Source organism: Pseudoalteromonas sp. MBR-15 (assembly GCF_053628915.1).
On sequence record NZ_JBRJHH010000011.1, the window covers coordinates 12,259 to 29,978 of the forward strand.

The window sequence follows — 17,720 nt, forward strand, 5'->3', positions numbered from 1 at the left end:
CTTAAACGTGATGAGCTTTAGAACCGGCTATAATAAAAGCTTTTCTTTCATGTAGTTAAAATGGGGAACTATTATGAATGTTAACTGAACTGAACTATTCTTTATTAATAACTAATAATAAATGTGTAGCTTTTAGGGATGACTCGGTTTCTTATTTATCTTTTTAGTCTATTTTTTTTACCTTTTGCGTGGCCTGCGTTTCAAAATTTCAGTATTGATAATGGCTTATCACAAAGCGTTGTATTTGATATTCAACAAGATCAGCAGGGGTTTGTATGGTTCTCTACGCAAGCAGGGTTAAACCGCTTTGATGGGAATGAATTTATTGTTTTTTCGTCAACAGGTGAATACGTTAGTTTAACGAATAACTACATTTATCCGCTTGCACTTGATAACGAATCGCACCTTTTTATAGGCACCCGCAATGGGGGCGTAAATCAACTCCCGTTATACGATTACCAATTTTCTTCGCCCATTTTAACAGACTACCGTATTACCAGTTTGTTTGTTGATTCTCACGTGCTGTATATCGGCACGTATGATGGCAGTTTATTCGCTTACAATAAACGCGATGAAAAAGTGACCCCACTAGTGCAGGATATAAAAAAGCCTATTTATGCGATAACAAAAATACACGATGTATTGTGGCTAGGTACTCATGGTGCAGGATTAATTCATTATGATCTTGCTAAGCAACAACGTGTCAGTACGTTGTTGAATGGATTTACAAAGCCACCTAGCATTCATTCGAGTATCTTTGCGATAAAGCAGGCAAATGACGAAACAATATGGTTGGCCAGTCAAGGCGGTGGGTTATTTAAGATTGATTTATCAGCAAAATCGATGCAGCAATGGCTTAAATCGAGCGACTCAGAGCACGGGTTAACCAGTAACGAAATTCGTGATATCGAGTTTGATCAGCAAGGTCGAGTATGGCTTGCAACGCGAGGGGGCGGCATCAATATTTTTGATCGCAAAACCAACACGTTTTCTGCTTTAACCCATGACCCATTTGACAGATATAGCTTAGCGCACGACCGAGTTTACAGTATTTACCGTGATAGTAGCGATATTATGTGGTTTGGTACTGCCAATGGTATCAGCAAGCTAGATCCTGCTTCACTTCAATTCAGTAAATTAAAAAAACCGACACCGCTTTCAAGTAAAGATGCTTGGGCGCTATTTGAAGATTCGCAGCAACGTATTTGGTATGGCAGTTGGGGGGGCGGGATAGATATCCTTGATCAACAATTAAACCGTATTAAACACCTCGTGGCGAGCAACTTACCCAATTCAATTACCAGTAACGCAATTAAAGCGATAACCGAAGATTTAAATGGAGACATTTGGGTTGGTAGTTGGCAGCAGGGCATTGATGTGCTCCACCAAGATGGCAGTGTGACACATTTTCGAGCTGATGAAGGGAGCCATGGATTAACTGAAAACAGTATTTACGCCTTGCTGGTGGATGAGAAAAATAATGTCTGGGTAGGGACGAATGGTGGTGGATTATTTTGTTTTGATAGGCAATTAGGTCGGTTTATCAGTTTTTCAGAAAAACAGGCACATTCTCAATTAGTCATACCTACAGCAAGGGTGACAAGCTTATATCAAAGCTCCGCAACAGACATGTGGATAGCAACCGATGGGGATGGGGCGTATTACTATAACTTTGCGACTGATTCTTTAATTAATTATCGCAAAGGTAGCCCCGCATCGGCTTTATCTGATAATACGGTGAGAGCCTTTTTACAGGAAGGTTCACGTATGTGGTTAGCGACGTCTAATGGAATAAATATCATTGACACCAATAGCCAGCAAGTAAAGGTTATTAATGTGGCAGATGGTATGCCTAATCAAGTGATTTATGCTTTATTAAAAGGCAATGATGGCATGGTTTGGGTAAGTACAAACAATGGATTAGCTAAAATAAATCCAGAGAATTTTGCAATCACCAGTTATAAAGCTCGTCACGGTTTGCAAGGCAATGAATTTAATGCCGGCGCCTATCTGAAAATGCGAGATGGCCGGTTAATGTTTGGCGGCACCCAAGGTGTAAGTGTTATTAACCCTGAAACACTCGTTAAGAATAAACAAGGTGGGCAGTTAGCATTAACGCGTTTACAGTTTGACGATCAAGACCTTATTATTTCTGCTGGGAGTAAGCTCGGTAGCCTTTACCAAATCGAGAAGAGTCGCATCGTCACAGTGCCAGCCGATATTACACGCATGCACTTACAGGTCAGTTATTTGCATTATTCAGAACCTAAAACTAATAAGTATTCTTACCGTTTAGAAGGTTTTGAACAGCAATGGAGAAATGTAACTGGTCCTTACTTATCAATAGATTACACCAACTTACCGCCTGGCAGTTATCAGCTTATCGTTAAAGCAAGTAGCGAAAGTGGAGCGAACGCACTCGCCCCATTGTTATTGAATATCAAAGTACTGGCTCCATGGTGGCAAAGCCCTGCTTTTTATGTTGTTTGTGCAGTACTTGTCTTATGTTTGGTGTGGTTATTAACGGTGCTTTGGACCTATCGGATCCGTAAACAAAAGTATCAACTAGAGCAACTTGTCAATGAGCGCACTGATGAAATTGCAGAGCAAAAAGCGCTGATAGAACAGCAAGCTGATGCGCTTAGTGATTCGCTTGAAAATAAAGTGCGCTTTTTTACGCATGCATCTCATGAGTTACGTACGCCCCTTAGTTTGTTAATCGCACCATTGCAGCGTCTTATTTTTAATGAAAAAAACACAGATAAACGTGAGCAGTTAACCTTGGTATTACGAAACAGTCGACGTTTAGAAAATCTGGTCGATAAACTCTTAACATTGACCCGTTATGATGAGCGCAATGAAGAGATTATTAAGGTTGTATCCTTGTCTGCGATTGCGCGTGAGGTTGCAGGACAGTTTTCTGTACTCGGTGAGCAATCAGTAGAGTTTTATGTTGAAATAGAAGAAGCAATTTTTATATCAAGCACCCGAGAGGGGCTAATTACTATATTAAGCAATTTACTCAGCAATGCCTTCAAGTATACAAAACAAGGGAGTGTAAGCTTAAAAATAACAACGCATGATAACAATGCCTTTATTGAGGTGACCGATACAGGTAAAGGGATTGCTGATGCGGAGAAAGAGAAAGTATTTGATATCTTTTACCGTGTAAGCAGCCAAGCTAATGTAGAAGGCAGTGGTGTTGGGTTAGCCATTGTGAAACGTCTCGTTGATAAGTATCAAGGCGACATTCAGCTTGTTAGTCGCTTAGCGGTAGGCACAACATTTACGCTTCGCTTCCCATTAGCTGAGGCTCTCGAGCAGGCAACCTCGGTGAGTATCGACAGTGAGAATCTTAAAGCCAAGAAAAATTGTGAGCAACCTACCGTACTGGTTATCGAGGATAATGATGAGTTGCGTCATTATTTAAAAACTGAATTACACCCGCGTTATCAGGTATTACTGGCAGAAGATGGCCACGTTGGTTTGCAAATAGCGCAAAGCCAAGTGCCAGATTTGATAGTGACAGACCTAATGATGCCAAAAGTGGATGGCTTTGCCGTATTAGATGCGTTACATAGCTCCCCTGTTACGTGCCATATTCCCGTGATAATACTCACTGCTAAAGGAGACTATGAAACGCGGGTAAGCGGTTTAAAACAACATGCTCTGGATGTAATCACCAAACCTTTTGACAGGGAAGAATTATTATTAAAAGTCGAAAATTGGATTGATTGGGTCAATCAATATGCTCAACAGCATGTGATTCAGGTGCCAGATCAAAGCCCACCAAAGGCAGATACTCCCGTTGATCCGCGTGATAAACAGTTACTTGAAAAGCTTGAGCACTATGTATCTGAAAATTATCAGCAACAAGGATTCTCAATGACGCATTGTGCTAAGCATCTCGCACTGAGTGAACGTCAGTTGCAGCGTAAGTTAAAAGTGTTTCTCAACATGACACCGAGTGAATATTTACGGGATTATCGACTCATAAAAGCTGCCGAGTTGTTACGCCAAGGTCGTCAAATTAGTTTGGTGATTGACGATATTGGTTTTTCATCTCGCTCACATTTCTCGAAATTTTTTAAAGTAAAATATGGTATGACGGCAAAAGAATATCAGTGTCACTACGTTTAACTTATTGATTTTTATTGTTATGTCGTATTTGAGTACATTTTTGTCGGCATCAAGCATACATAATTTTTGCATCTCATCTAACCTATAAAACTTAACGAAAGATGAACCGTTTTGATGGGATCTCACGTGTTCATATTTGACGGGCAAACATAGCTGAACTCAGTATATGGTTAAGGAAGTCACGGAGATCCCGCCTTTGTTCATAATTGTTAGATTTCGCTTCCCTTGAGATATGGCAACTGTTTGTGCAGTTGCCTCTTTTTGGGTGGCTACGTAGCAATCAATGTAAGGAATGACATGATGAGCCCTCCTAATTCACGATTAATAAATCACTTTAAACAGCTACTGCTCGCGACAAGTCTTGTCGGTTTAACCGCTTGTGGTGGCAGTGGAAGCGATAGCGACGAGGATAAAAAGCCGCCAGTTGCAGAAAATAAAAGCCCTACAGTATCAATAAGCAGCGATGAAACACTCACCGAAGGTAGCGAGTTAACGCTTCTAGCAACCGCCACTGATAGTGACGGCACTATTAGTACTTATGCATGGTCGCAGATTTCTGGTCCTGATTTAGCTTTGTCGGGTAGTGACAGTAGCAGCCTAACGATAACGGCACCTGCAATTGAAGATGATGCGGATGTGGTGTTATCTGTGACCGTCACCGATGACGATGGTGCAACAGCTAATGCACAAGTCACTATTCAATTAAAGCGTAAAGTGCTCAGTGTCACAATTACAGGTATTGTAACGGATGAGCCCATTATAAATTCAAATGTGGCGGTACAAATTGGTGATGAGTTATTTGAGATTACTGCTGATGAGCAAGGCCGCTACCGTGTTGATGTTGAAGTAGACGACTCTTTTGCTAATAAACTGGTGAAACTTGTTGCGCTAGGCGATAACGCCATCAACCCGGGTGTAGAGTTTGTTTCTCAACTTAAGTCGATTGCTACTTTAATCTCGCAAGCAGGCGAAGATGGAACACTGAGCAAAGAAGAAAACTTTGGTGTCAATATTACCAATGTAAGTACTGCTGAATTTGCTCTTATTAGTCGTGATAACGACACGGTTGATTCTGAGGATGCATTAGACAAAGCCTTGCTTGCGATTGATGCTGACGAAAAACTGCTGCTATCAGCACTAATTAAAATTATTGTTGATAATCCTGATTACAGCTTACCTGAAGGGGTAGAGTCTACGCTTGATTTAGTCAGTGACAGCGAGAGTATTGATGACTTTATCAACACCGTGAACAGTCAAGATCCAGCCTTAATAGAAACAGTAAAAGAAACCATTAAAGACGATGAAGAGTTGGTTGATAACTCATTTGGCAGTGTTGTGGGTGACTATGTTGTTATGGCGCCCAAGTATTACACGCGTTTTGGCGCGGGTCAGATTAATTTTAACGCTGATGGAACGGGCAGTTATGTTTTTATTAATTTTAATGCTTCATTCTCTTGGACACAGGACAATGATGTCGTCAGTATTACTGTTCCTGAGCCAGTCAAAGTATCGTGTTATTTTGATGTAGGTACAGTGACTCAAGAAGAAATGTGCGAGTACTTAACTGATTTGGATATGCGCATTTTACTTGAAAATGACGCTAATAGAACTGTTGAGCTTTATTCAGCGTTTGAAACGAAAAACGAATCAACGACTGAGATAATATCGACAGAAGAGTTGACCGCGAATCGTACGTTAATCGATAAAACACAAACCTTAAATGTTGCCGCAGCCGATTTAGTCGGTTCATGGTATGTCGATAATACATCTGATTTTTACGGCTACAGCAGTGCCGTTAATTTTAATTTAGTTGAAGGTGGTACGGGAACACTTATCAATAATAGCAATTCACCGGTTGCGATTACTTGGTCAGTGTCTGATAACCAGTTGATGATTTCTAGCACCGATGAGTCACTTACGTTTGACTACTCGTTTTGGTTTATAAAATCACTGAATGTCGGTTACCAATTCACAGCATCTTTAATGTCTAAAACGGATGATTCAAGTATTACAAGTACAGGGTTATTTGTAAAAGATAACACGCTGCAGCTTACAAACAGTGATGTGTTGGGTAAATGGACTATTTATCAAGGTGTAAATTCAGCGCAACCTGATCTCCATTACGATGTATATGATGATGGCTTAATGAATTTTAGCCTTAATCAACATTATCGCTCTTGGCAGATTAACAGCGAAGGTGTGTTTGTTCGAAATAACTACTACACCGACACCGGAGGCATATCGGCAACCTGTGATAAACCCGACAATAGCTGCCCTGTCTATACTGAGTTTACACAACAGCTGCTAGCAAAAGATGGCGAGCACTTCTTTACCTATCGTAAATACCGTGCATTTGAAATGGATGGCACCGAAATGCCTGGATATTATGCTTCTCACATTCGAGAGTTTTCTGTTTCAAGCGATTATGGTGTAAGTCGATTTGCGCCGTATTGGTGGGAGCATATGTATGCTGAAGATGATACAAGCTATCGTTACTTCTCAAACTTCTATACTCCAAAAGAGCTTGGGGTAGAAACCATTGAGTTGGCAACTATCACTGACAAAAGTTCAGATGCTTTTGAGTACTCAATAGCAACAACCTATCAAGGCGCGTATATGCAAAACAGCTATGCACTGCAAAGTGGTAAGTTGATGTCTAATGAATGGGTGTTTGAGGTCGTTGAATTTGACCGCGATTTCTTAACTGTGTGTGTTTACAGTCAAGGAAGTAGCTGTACAGAAGATGCTAAGCAGGCATGGTACTTCGATGAGGCTATGGCTCAAGAACAAGTTGTTATAGAACGTCCCGCGACTATTCATCCTCTTGATGGTGCATGGCAACTCGCTGATGAACCTGAAGTGGCGGTGATTTTACGTGATGGTAAGTGGTTACAAATCCAAGCTATGTCAGACCCTGATGATGAGACAGCCTTTGCGGGTTATGAAATAGGTGACTTTACTTGGAACGAGTCAACAGGTGAATTCTCTGTTCAAATTAGCGAAGATACAAATGGTAGTTTTGGTATTGATGATGCTGGAGCAATCACAGCCACCGTATCTGGTGATACGTTAACCCTAGATATTGAAGGTGAAGGTACTGTAACGCTCACACGCATTTACAGTGCAACTAATCCGCTGATAGGGGGATACTATGATGGCTCATTTGACAGTGACTTCTTTATTGCCGTATTTAAAGAAGATGGCACATTCTTAGAGTTAGCACATGATACTGAGTTTAATGAGTTAGGTATTTCAGGTGGTTATTACAGCTACGATACAGAAACTCAAAAGGTGTCAGTAGACTTCTATGAAAAAACCTATGGTAGTCCTATTGAGCAAGCCGACCCTAACTTTATTGTTAAAGCGCAGGGTAACTTTATACACTTTAAAGATGGCGACGATTTCGGCATCATGGAGCGTGTCACGCGAGTAATAGAACAAGCGACCTTTACTGAAACAGAGTTAGTGGGCTCACATGTATTTACCTACATGGCAGATGATGGCAGTGGTATGCAAACATCGAATGTTGTTATTTCAAATGATGGTACCGCAACATTTGAATTAGAGGGTGAAGTGAGAGAAGCGACATGGGAGCTACACCTAGGTTCGTTAATGATGTACAGCGACCCGACCGTTACTCAAAACTACGGTTATGGTGTACTCATGACCCCTATAATGATGATAGATGGCGGTTTTAGTGTTGAGACTTTAGGCTTCGAAGTGCCAGAAACCTATGATGATAACGATGACCCTGCTCTGCATTCTTTTGTATCAGGCAGTTTAATTAAGCAGTAACCGTGCACAGCCCAGTAACAGCAATGTTACTGGGCTTTTTTTGAGGATTTAATCAATGAAAATATTTTATTTCTCAGTTCTTCTACTCAGCCTAACAGCCTGTAAAACAATGGATGCAGTACAAGAAGATATCAGCGATATTGGTACTAGTTTGTTTTCAAGCGAAGAAATGGATGAAAGTGCACAAGATGCATTTTTAAAAGCACAAGAAGCCTTTTATGAAGCTGATCGTGTTCGCAAGCAACATTCGCAGTTGACTGCCAAAGAGCGGAGTTTATGGCTTGAGCTAGAAGAGGACTATAACGTGTTATTAGCGACACCCAGTAAAGCGACCGAAAAGGAATCGTACTTTTCTGATACCACACTTGCTGATGGGGTTATGATGCAAAGTCTCCAATTTATTGAGCTGGTAGAAAGCGGCGAGTAATTGATTCTTCGCTTAAAAGATTGAAAAGTTTATGTTACAACGTAAGTAACATTACTTTTTAGTTACAAACATGACGGAACTTTACCATTGGTTTGATTTAATCGGCGTTGCCGTGTTTGCTGTTTCTGGGACGTTGTTAGCGTACGATAAAAAAATGGATGGCTTTGGAGTTGTTGTGTTAGCGACCGTTACAGCCATTGGGGGTGGGACCTTACGAGACCTCATTTTAGATATTCCAGTTTTTTGGTTACATGATCAAAGTTACTTTTGGGCTATTCTAGTCTCAGTTTTTATTTCGACACGGCTAATCAATAAACAGCGCTCTATTCCGTTATATGCTTTACAAATAGCGGATGCGTTTGGTTTGGCTTTTTTTGCTGTAATGGGGGCGCAAAAAGCCCTGCTTGCAGGCATGCCAGATACCACGGCTATTATTATGGGGGTGATTACAGGTTGCTTCGGAGGCATGATCCGCGATGTACTTGCTGGCAACATACCTATGTTATTAAAAGGTGAGCTTTATGCGATCACTTGTATCGCGGGTGGCATCGTTTATACAGTGGGAATTTCACTTGGGTTAGTGACAGAAATGGCCATGGTACTGGCCATGTTAATGACCCTCACATTACGACTTGCAGCAATGAAGTGGAACCTCACATTACATGTTTTTAAATATCCCGACTAAACTGTAATAACAAGGATACATTACAGGGACAACGGAACGTGTCATTAGCTCGGATTTTCTCTCGTGCTCAAGTAGGAGTGCAAGCTCCAGAAGTCATTGTCGAAGTGCATTTAGGGAATGGCTTACCTGCTTTTCATATTGTTGGTTTACCTGAAGCCTCTGTAAAAGAGGCTAAAGATAGAGTGCGTAGTGCGCTTGAAAACTCACAATTTGGTTTTCCCGATCAGCGCATCACTGTTAACCTTGCGCCCGCTGACCTACCCAAAGACGGAGGGCGCTTTGACTTAGCCATTGCCGTTGGGATTTTAGTGGCATCAGGGCAAATAGTGTGCCCTGATATTCATCGCTATGAGTTTTATGGTGAGCTGGCCTTAAATGGTGAAGTAAGGGGAGTGAATGCTATTTTACCCTCCGTATTAGGAGCGAAAGAAAAGGGTCGGTGCTGTTTTTTACCAGCGGAAAACGACACCTTAGCCAGTCTTGTTTCTGGTGTGTCACGTAAAGCGATTTATTCTATTCAAGATGTATGGAACGACTTACTGAATCAGCAGCCCTTACCGCTTAATATTGAGTACCCAGAGCAACAAATAGAACGCGATTCAATCTATGATTTAAGTGATGTTAAAGGCCAACCTGGTGCCAAGCGTGTGTTAGAAATCGCGGCTGCGGGTGGCCATAACTTGCTTTTTTTAGGCCCGCCAGGCACGGGTAAATCGATGCTAGCACAGCGAATGCCAAGCATTATGCCGACCATGTCGGATGATGAAGCAATTAGCACCGCGGCGCTTTATTCTATTATTGGTCAGTCTGTTGATTTATCTAAGTGGCGAGAGCGTCCCTTTCGAAATCCACATCATACTTGTTCGGCAGTCGCGCTGGTTGGAGGGTCATCGAACCCGAAGCCCGGTGAAATTTCACTGGCACACAACGGCGTGTTATTTTTGGATGAGCTCCCTGAGTTTGAGCGTAAAGTGCTAGACTCGCTTCGTGAGCCAATGGAAACTGGGGTCGTAACAATATCAAGGGCTGCGAGGCAAATGGAGTTTCCTTCTCAATTTCAGCTTATAGCTGCACTTAATCCCAGCCCAACGGGAAGCCATACCGACAAGCGTGCGACACCAGATCAAGTATTGCGCTATTTATCTCGTGTATCGGGTCCGTTTATTGACCGAATAGATTTACAAATTGAATTACCACGACTTACCAGCGCTCAATTGCAAAGTACCGAACCAGAAGAGAGCAGTCAGCAAGTACGTAAACGTGTGGAGCGAGCGCATGCGCTTCAGCATGCACGGCAAGGTAAAGTGAATGCACGATTGAACAATAAAGAAATGAGTCGATATTGTGAGCTTGCAGCTGCAGAGTTGCAGTTTTTAGCGAGAGCCAGTGAAAAACTGGCGCTGTCACCACGTTCTTATCATCGTGTTATTAAAGTTGCCCGAACAATTAGTGACTTAAAAGAGCAACCAACGATCACCTTAAGCGAATTAAAAGAGGCATTAAATTATCGTGCCTTTGAGCGCCTAATAAGCCAATTAACACAATTTTAAATCGATTCTTTATTCAATACTTTACGTGTTTTAGCAAGCGTCACCGTGTTAGGTGGTATGTTTATAAACAATGAGTCATTTAGGCGCTGTGTATACCTAAATAGAAAGCATATAACCTTTACCACGAACAGTTACGATGCGTTTTTGGTCTTTTTCGTCACTGAGCTTTTTACGCAAACGGCCAATTAACACATCGACGGTACGGTCACTTGGGCTCCAGTCGGGTTGCCCAATCTCTTCAGATATTTTCTCTCGAGAGGTTGCTTTTCCTGCGTTGGCAATCAAGCAAATAAGCACTTTATGTTCAGCTTCAGTGAGGCGAGACTCTTCGCCACTTGGGGTGATCAAAGTGCGATTGTCAGGGTGCAGCTTAAAGTCGGCATATTCTATAAACTCTTCACTTTCATCGTCGTGTTGTGAGCCTTTTAAACGTTTGTAAAGGGCGCGCATTCTTAGCTCAAGTTCAAGCAGGTCAACCGGTTTACAAATATAATCATCAGCGCCTTGAGCAAGGCCTGCAATACGATCGGCTTGTGAGTCACGACTAGATAAAACAATTACACCAATATTGGTCAGTGCATTGAGCTCTTTGGCAAGTAACAAACCATCGCGCTTGGGTAAGACTATGTCGATCACTGCCAGAGAAATTGCATCTTGTAGAGAGGCACGTGATTGCACGATGCTTAAAGCATCGGCTCCCGTTGAATCTACCTCAATATTAAATTCAGTCTCTTTAAAATGATTGAGAATGCGTTTAACGAGAAGCTCGTCGTCTTCAACCAATAAAACTTGAATAGTCATTCGCTTTAATTTCATACTTGATTTGCTGTTATGTTAGCACTGTATGGTAAAGGCTGAGAAGTGCAATGGAGCGGTTTGTAACTGTTTCTTACAATTTAATGGCTTAGCTTTTATATATTTGTAAAAAGCTGAGTACCTTTGCAGGTACTCAGTGATGTTTTTTTGTTATTTTTCAGGGTAAAGATACTGCCACCATTGAGGCTGATCTTTTAAGTTTTTATCGAAATAAGCCAGCATCGTATTCCACCAATCAAAGCGTTTGTCACGGGCAAATATTTGGTGATCTGCACCTTTATATTCAATCAGATCAACATCTTTACCTAATAACTTTAATGCCGTGTACATATTGTGGCTTTCACCAACCGGTACATTGGTATCTGAGTCACCGTGAAGTAGTAATAGCGGCGTTGTTACTTTGTCAGCATGAAACACGGGACTGTGTTGGCTATAAAGTTGCGGGTTATTCCACGGGTAGCTATTTTTAGATGCTTCAGCTGAGTATAAATATCCCCACCAACCTTGGCCCCAATAAGACGTGATATTTGAAATTCCCGCATGTGCAATAGAGGCACTAAACATATCTGTTTTTGTCGCCAGCAGCATGGTCATAAAGCCGCCGTATGAGGCGCCTAAGTTACCAACGCGTTTACTATCGACAAACGGATACTGGTTAAGAAATGCTCGTGTGCCATTAATAATATCGTTTGCGGTGTATTCACCCCATGCATTAACGTGTTTAGCCGAAAACTCTTGGCCAAATCCCGTTGCACCTGTTGGTTGAATAACGTAAACCACATAACCATGTTCCGCCCACAGGTTAAAAGGGTAACGCCCAGTAAAGCCACGCGTCACCGGTGATGTACCGCCATAGTAGTAAACCAAAGCAGGGTATTGTTTACTCTTATCTAAATTATGCGGCAAGTACACGCGACCTTTAATTTCTACACCTTCAGGGTTAATGAAATTAAACTCTTCAAGTGCTGCAATATCAGTGTGTTGGTAGCTAATTGGTGTGGAGTCCCACAGCACCTTAGTACGACTTTTACCTACAGTGAGTTGCTTAAGTTGTTGTGGTGTTGATGCTGTGGTGCCTGTAACAAGCAGAGTAGGGTTACGCTCGTCTGAGAAACTAAATTGCTCAACAACATCAAAGCCCGTATTCACGTTGTTAAAACGTTTTTTGCTTAAATCGTATTGATATAATTGCACAGTATCTTGCTCAGTCACTTTTAACAGTGCATCGCCATTTGCAAGCACCGTAAGTTGGCCTATCGCCGGGTCAAACTCTTTGCTTAGTGCCGTCGCTTTTTTGCCATCGCGGCTAAGTAAGTAAAGTTGCCCATCGTAATTATTGGCAAGCATGCCTTCGGGTAAATTACGGCCAAGGCCATCTCTGAAGTCAGGGCCAGCTGTAACATAAATACCGTCGTCGGTGTATTTTGCTTGATTAAAGGTTTTAAATTGGCCAAGTACATTACTCGTTGCAGAGGCAATATTTAGCTCAACAAGTTCAGTCGCGGGTTCTGGCGAACGGTTCATAGCTTGGGCTGAGCGACTCATTAACACAACACCTTGTTGAGCATCGAAGTCTTCAAGTGAATGGCTCAGCGGGCCTTGACTTAAAATTTTACTTAATCCTGTGCTTATATCGAGTAAGTACACTTGTGACGTGGTACGCGCATAAGACCAACGGTCTTGAAGCCCTTGATAGTGCTTGGTGAGTTTTCCATCGTCGCTGGGTGATTTTGACCAACTAAAAATTAAGCTGTCATTATTGTAAAATTGAAACCCATTTGCGCCTGCAAGATGCTTAGCTATGACAGTGAGTTGCAGTGTTTCTAAATTTAAGCGCTTAAGCTCGCCCTCGATTAAATACACCAAGCTTGAACCGTCTGGGCTCCAAGTTATATTGCTAGGCTGCGCTGATTCAAAACGATAAATAGTCTTATTTTTAGCGTTTTTTAACTCAGTGACATACAGAGCTTGGTTTGCTGATTTATCGTCGTAATGGCGTGTACTCGTCAAAAAATGAGCGCCATTTGGTGACATAGAAATGTAGCTTATCGTTGGTGCATCAAATAATTGCTTTGCCGATAAACCATGCTGCTCTTTTGCTGAAAAGGTCAGAGCGCTTTCCTCTGATTTAGCTTCAAAATCAATGGCAACATCATGCCAATTAGGCACTTGCTCTGTGATGATCACTATTTGATGGTCGCCTTGACTCAATGCCAATTCATAAGTTTTATCTTTTTCAGTCTGTTTTTCGCCGTTAATAAATAACTGGGCGTTTTCGATCCCCTTTAACGATAACTTACCTTGACTAAAACGTTCGGCTGACGCTGTGAATTTTAGGGCTTGCAGGCCCCCTAAAGTAAGGGCACTTACTTTATCAAATGCTTGCCAATCTTGTTCATCACCAAAGACACGTACACGGGGGGTATTTTTTTGTAAGTGTGGCAGTAGATTGGCGATGATGGCATCGCGGTGCTCGGTTTGATAGGGCTTAAGTTGCATGTCATCGCTAAGTGGGCCAATAAATTGTATTGCAGACTTATCAATGGCAGCAGCCATTGCTGTGCTTGTTAAAGTGCACAGTGCCACAGCGCTGAGTGCTGTTTTTAAGCGAGCGCGCTTACTCAGCCAAGTTGTTGTAAACATCATGATTTAGCCTATTAAATGGTGGTTTAGGCCAATATAACACGCAGCAAAAATGTCAAAAAGTGTGCTGCGTTAGAATGCAGAATGGATTGAGCTTCGTGTAAACACTTGTTAAGGTGAGGCACTTCATTAAAGCTGAGGGCGCACAGTGACACTATTACTTGTATACATGCTGGTGGCAATTACCGTTTCTTTTTTATGCTCAGTAATGGAGGCTGTGTTACTAAGCATTACGCCAAGCTATGTTGCTTTAATACGAAAACAGCAACCTCTTTTAGCTGAGCGTGTTGCTAAGTTGAAAGACAATATAGATCAACCATTGGCGGCTATTTTAACTTTAAATACGATTGCTCATACTGCAGGTGCTGCGGGTGTTGGTGCGCAAGCCGCGGTGGTTTTTTCGGATGCGGCTGTCGGCATTGCTTCAGCAATAATGACACTACTGGTGCTCGTGTTATCCGAAATTATTCCAAAAACATTAGGTGCTAATTACTGGCGTGCTTTAACCCCCATCGTAAGCGTAAGCCTGGTGGGTTTAGTCTTTATCTTAAAACCCTTTGTTTGGTTTGCGGATATCTTAACGCGCTTTTTAGGGCGCAATTACGATGAAGCATATTATATACGCCAAGAAATTGAAGCAATGGCAGATATAGGCACTGAATCTGGGGCACTTAGACAAGATGAGTCTGAGATTATTCGCAGTTTATTGCATTTTCGCCATGCCAAACTTGATACATTAATGACGCCGCGCACTGTGCTTTTTAAAGTACACAAAGATATTACAGTGAATCAGTATTTATCGGAATATGGTTCATCGTCATTTTCTAGGGTGTTGGTATACGATAAAAATGGCGATGACATTATTGGTTTTGTACATAAAAACGATATTATGCTTGCTTACCATCGCTTGGGTGAAGACTACAAAATTAGCAAGCTGGTCAAGCCTATTTATACGGTGCCAGAAACCTTGCATGTGCCTACTTTGCTTGAAACCTTATTATCGCAACGTGTTCATATTTGCTTAGTGGTTGATGAATATGGTGATATTCAAGGCATTGTGACATTGGAAGATTTAATTGAGGCCTTAATGGGGCTTGAAATCGTTGACGAACATGACCAATCTGCCAATATGCAAAAAGAGGCAAAGCAGCGCTGGCGGCAGCGTTTAGAGAGCAGTAATACGATTGTTAGCGACGATAAACGTGAGCCTTAGCGGCGATACCCCGCTGCGGTTTTAACCATTTGCCGCCATGAAAATGACCAATTTAAAAAGTCTTCTTTGGCTTTCGGGCGGCAAAGTAAAAACCCCTGCATTAAGATAAATTCTTTATAGCGGTCTAGGTAGTCAAGCTCTTCTACGCGCTCTATCCCCTCAGCCACAATGGCTAAGTCTTCTTGAATCGCAATATTTACTAAGCTACTGACGATAACTTGTGAAAACTGATCAGTTTCAATATTACTGATTAGTGTCCTGTCTATTTTTATCTCTGTAAAAGGCAGGGTTTTAAGTTGTTGCACGTTGGTGAAGCCGGTCCCAAAATCATCGAGCGAAATACCAAAGCCACGCATTCTAAGGCGGTTTAGGGTTTCGAGTTGTGCGGCACTACGAAGTGCATACTGCTCTGTAATTTCTAAAATCACTTCGCTTGGCGATAAATTGTTTAAGTGCAAAATGAGGGCTAGTTTATCTGGGCAGCTTAAGTCTTCAAGCTGTGAAGGCGATAAATTAAAAGCCAGTTTTAAATTTGGTTCAAAGTGCTCTTTAATTTCAGAAAAGTCGCTCGTCGCCTTTTCAAATAATTGAAAAGTAATAAGGTTAATAAGATCTAAATCTTCGGCAATACAGATAAAGCGTTCGGGTAAAACGATATCATCTTCTTTACTGGTGTTAATTCGTGCCAGCACTTCAATACTTTCAACCCGATTGTCATGGCGATTAATTTTTGGTTGATAAAATGGCACGACTTCATTGTGGCTAATAGCATGCAGTAAAAGTGACTCCGAAATCGGGGATTTTGTTCGTTCGACATGAATCGAAAAATGCTCAAGTTTTTGGAGTAGTAAGTAAACTTGATTCAGTTGCACGGGTTTTGAAATATTGCCAATAAGATGCGCGTTGTGTTTACGTGCAAGGTCAGCCGCTAAATCGATGACTTTAGGGTCCATTTCAGAAATGATTGCGATCGCACCATGGTATTTCATTGCGCCTAAATGACGCATAAGCTCCATACCATCCATATCAGGCATATTTAAATCAGTGAAGACGGCATCAAAATAATGCGGGGCTTTTTTTATTTTCTCTAAGGCTTCGCAAGCACTTAAGCAGGTTGTGACATGAGGAACTTCAAGCTCATTTAAAATGGCCTGCATAACGATAAGAATCGCTTTAGAATCATCGACTACGAGTATATGCCGTGCTGACTTCACCATATTCACTCCATGAACAAGAAATGCTTTAGTTAAAAGTAGTAGAAAAATGCTATTTCGTCATGTTTTTTACTTGTGTATTGATGTAAATAATCACAACAAGGGCCGCAAGAGTTAATTCGTAATTTAGCGCCGCCTCAGTATAATAGCCACACTCCTTATTAGCCGTTAAATAGATTATGATCAGACTTCAGCTGAGCTTAGCAAATGAAACCTTTACATTGCATTTAAAGGGCGCGCAGTTAGTGCAATTATTTCATCAACAACAAGCGATTGCGTTCGAGAACCCAGAACAACAAATGTATGAGTTTGATTTTCAAGGGCAGCGTATCGGGTTAGATACCAGCACCGTGCACGATAAAAGCTTGGGTGTTTATGTAAATCAACAGTGGGTGAGTCAACTTGCATTACCCGCTATGCAAGAGGCTGAGCCAAAACGTGGCATCATCGGTTTGCTCGCGTTAGGATTTAAACTCTTTAAAAGTGCAAAGGTCGTCAAAGCGGCACTCGCTGGTGCGTCAGTTGCTGGCTATGCATGGCTATTCTCAATCGAGTTTGCGTTAATGCTGATTGCCTGTTTAGTGGTGCATGAATATGGTCATGTTAGAGCCATGAAATACTTTGGTATTAAAACCAAGGGTATTTATCTTATCCCTTTTGTTGGAGGACTGGCTGTATCCGACGATAAAATAACAACGCGCTGGCAAGATGTGGTGATCTCACTCATGGGGCCTGCATTTGGTTTAATTACCTCAGTGCTCGGCGTGGTGCTTTATTACGCCACTGAAATGGAAATATTTGCCGGTGTTGCTGTACTGAGTGCATTGCTTAATCTATTTAACCTATTACCAATTTTACCGCTGGATGGTGGCCATGTTTTAAAAAGTATTAGCTTTTCAATGCGATCTTGGATTGGTTTAAGCGTGTGTTTATTAGGGGTGTTATTTGGCTTATGGTTAAGTTACACCTTTGGCTTAATGCTGTTGGTGTTTTTCTTATTTGTCGGGGCGCTGGAAATTGTCTTCGAATGGCGCGGGCGTCATTACTCGCATTTAATCCCTCTGGACACCTATGGCCAAGGCTTTTCAGCGGTAATGTATGCACTTGTTGTTGCCGGGCATGTGGCTGTTATGATGCACTTTGCCGATTCAGAAAGCGCAATTTTAAGCCTACCAATGGAAATTTTATCGAGTTAAGTTTACAAAAGCAGAGCGAATATTTTTGTGAATCTAATGAC

Annotated in this window: 10 protein-coding genes; 7 read left to right on the forward strand and 3 right to left on the reverse strand. The window is 41.7% G+C overall.

The annotated features are described in order from the left end of the window. Positions 1–138 precede the first annotated feature (138 nt). The 5 genes from ACSSVW_RS14710 (at position 139) to ACSSVW_RS14730 (ending at position 10,597) form a co-directional block, all read left to right on the forward strand. Positions 139–4,140 carry a hybrid sensor histidine kinase/response regulator transcription factor gene (locus tag ACSSVW_RS14710; protein WP_454179572.1) on the forward strand — a complete coding sequence of 1,334 codons (4,002 nt, stop codon included), beginning with the start codon at positions 139–141 and terminating at the stop codon, positions 4,138–4,140. 297 nt (positions 4,141–4,437) lie between these two features. Then, positions 4,438–7,935, forward strand: a complete 3,498-nt coding sequence (locus tag ACSSVW_RS14715; protein ID WP_421419175.1) for a PKD domain-containing protein — start codon at positions 4,438–4,440, stop codon at positions 7,933–7,935. Between the two features lie 55 nt (positions 7,936–7,990). Further along, complete coding sequence (locus ACSSVW_RS14720) at positions 7,991–8,362, forward strand: hypothetical protein (RefSeq protein ID WP_199525028.1); 372 nt, start codon at positions 7,991–7,993, stop codon at positions 8,360–8,362. Between the two features lie 70 nt (positions 8,363–8,432). Beyond that, a complete protein-coding gene (locus tag ACSSVW_RS14725) occupies positions 8,433–9,047 on the forward strand; it encodes a trimeric intracellular cation channel family protein (protein ID WP_036974258.1) in 615 nt (204 codons plus the stop codon). Between the two features lie 38 nt (positions 9,048–9,085). Further along, on the forward strand, positions 9,086–10,597 hold the full coding sequence (locus tag ACSSVW_RS14730) for a YifB family Mg chelatase-like AAA ATPase (protein ID WP_074989643.1): 1,512 nt from the start codon (positions 9,086–9,088) through the stop codon (positions 10,595–10,597). 96 nt (positions 10,598–10,693) lie between these two features. Here the strand turns inward: ACSSVW_RS14730 and ACSSVW_RS14735 are convergent, their stop codons facing one another. Together ACSSVW_RS14735 and ACSSVW_RS14740 are read right to left on the reverse strand one after the other, a co-directional pair. Continuing rightward, positions 10,694–11,398 (reverse strand): response regulator transcription factor, encoded by a 705-nt coding sequence (locus ACSSVW_RS14735; protein ID WP_036974296.1) that lies wholly within the window; start codon positions 11,396–11,398, stop codon positions 10,694–10,696. A 165-nt stretch (positions 11,399–11,563) separates the two neighbouring features. Further along, positions 11,564–14,059 (reverse strand): prolyl oligopeptidase family serine peptidase, encoded by a 2,496-nt coding sequence (locus tag ACSSVW_RS14740; protein ID WP_454179573.1) that lies wholly within the window; start codon positions 14,057–14,059, stop codon positions 11,564–11,566. A 145-nt stretch (positions 14,060–14,204) separates the two neighbouring features. On the opposite strand from ACSSVW_RS14740, the gene ACSSVW_RS14745 reads away from it, so the two are divergent. Beyond that, the gene (locus tag ACSSVW_RS14745) at positions 14,205–15,269 is read left to right on the forward strand and encodes a hemolysin family protein (protein ID WP_036974240.1); all 1,065 of its coding nucleotides are present in this window, start codon (positions 14,205–14,207) and stop codon (positions 15,267–15,269) included. On the opposite strand, the gene ACSSVW_RS14750 is transcribed toward ACSSVW_RS14745, so the two are convergent. Beyond that, positions 15,266–16,486, reverse strand: a complete 1,221-nt coding sequence (locus ACSSVW_RS14750; protein WP_036974238.1) for an EAL domain-containing response regulator — start codon at positions 16,484–16,486, stop codon at positions 15,266–15,268. The genes ACSSVW_RS14745 and ACSSVW_RS14750 overlap by 4 nt on opposite strands. A gap of 176 nt (positions 16,487–16,662) precedes the next feature. Here ACSSVW_RS14750 and ACSSVW_RS14755 point away from each other — a divergent pair, with 176 nt between their 5' ends. Further along, entirely contained in the window at positions 16,663–17,679 is a 1,017-nt protein-coding gene (locus tag ACSSVW_RS14755; RefSeq protein ID WP_421419177.1) for a metalloprotease, read from the forward strand. Positions 17,680–17,720 lie beyond the last annotated feature (41 nt).

Coding starts and splice junctions, on each gene's coding strand:
- ACSSVW_RS14740 (WP_454179573.1), bottom strand. CDS start 14,059: ATGATGTTTACAACAACTTGGCTGAGTAAGCGCGCTCGCTTAAAAACA.
- ACSSVW_RS14710 (WP_454179572.1), top strand. CDS start 139: ATGACTCGGTTTCTTATTTATCTTTTTAGTCTATTTTTTTTACCTTTT.
- ACSSVW_RS14720 (WP_199525028.1), top strand. CDS start 7,991: ATGAAAATATTTTATTTCTCAGTTCTTCTACTCAGCCTAACAGCCTGT.
- ACSSVW_RS14750 (WP_036974238.1), bottom strand. CDS start 16,486: ATGGTGAAGTCAGCACGGCATATACTCGTAGTCGATGATTCTAAAGCG.
- ACSSVW_RS14715 (WP_421419175.1), top strand. CDS start 4,438: ATGATGAGCCCTCCTAATTCACGATTAATAAATCACTTTAAACAGCTA.
- ACSSVW_RS14725 (WP_036974258.1), top strand. CDS start 8,433: ATGACGGAACTTTACCATTGGTTTGATTTAATCGGCGTTGCCGTGTTT.
- ACSSVW_RS14755 (WP_421419177.1), top strand. CDS start 16,663: ATGATCAGACTTCAGCTGAGCTTAGCAAATGAAACCTTTACATTGCAT.
- ACSSVW_RS14735 (WP_036974296.1), bottom strand. CDS start 11,398: ATGACTATTCAAGTTTTATTGGTTGAAGACGACGAGCTTCTCGTTAAA.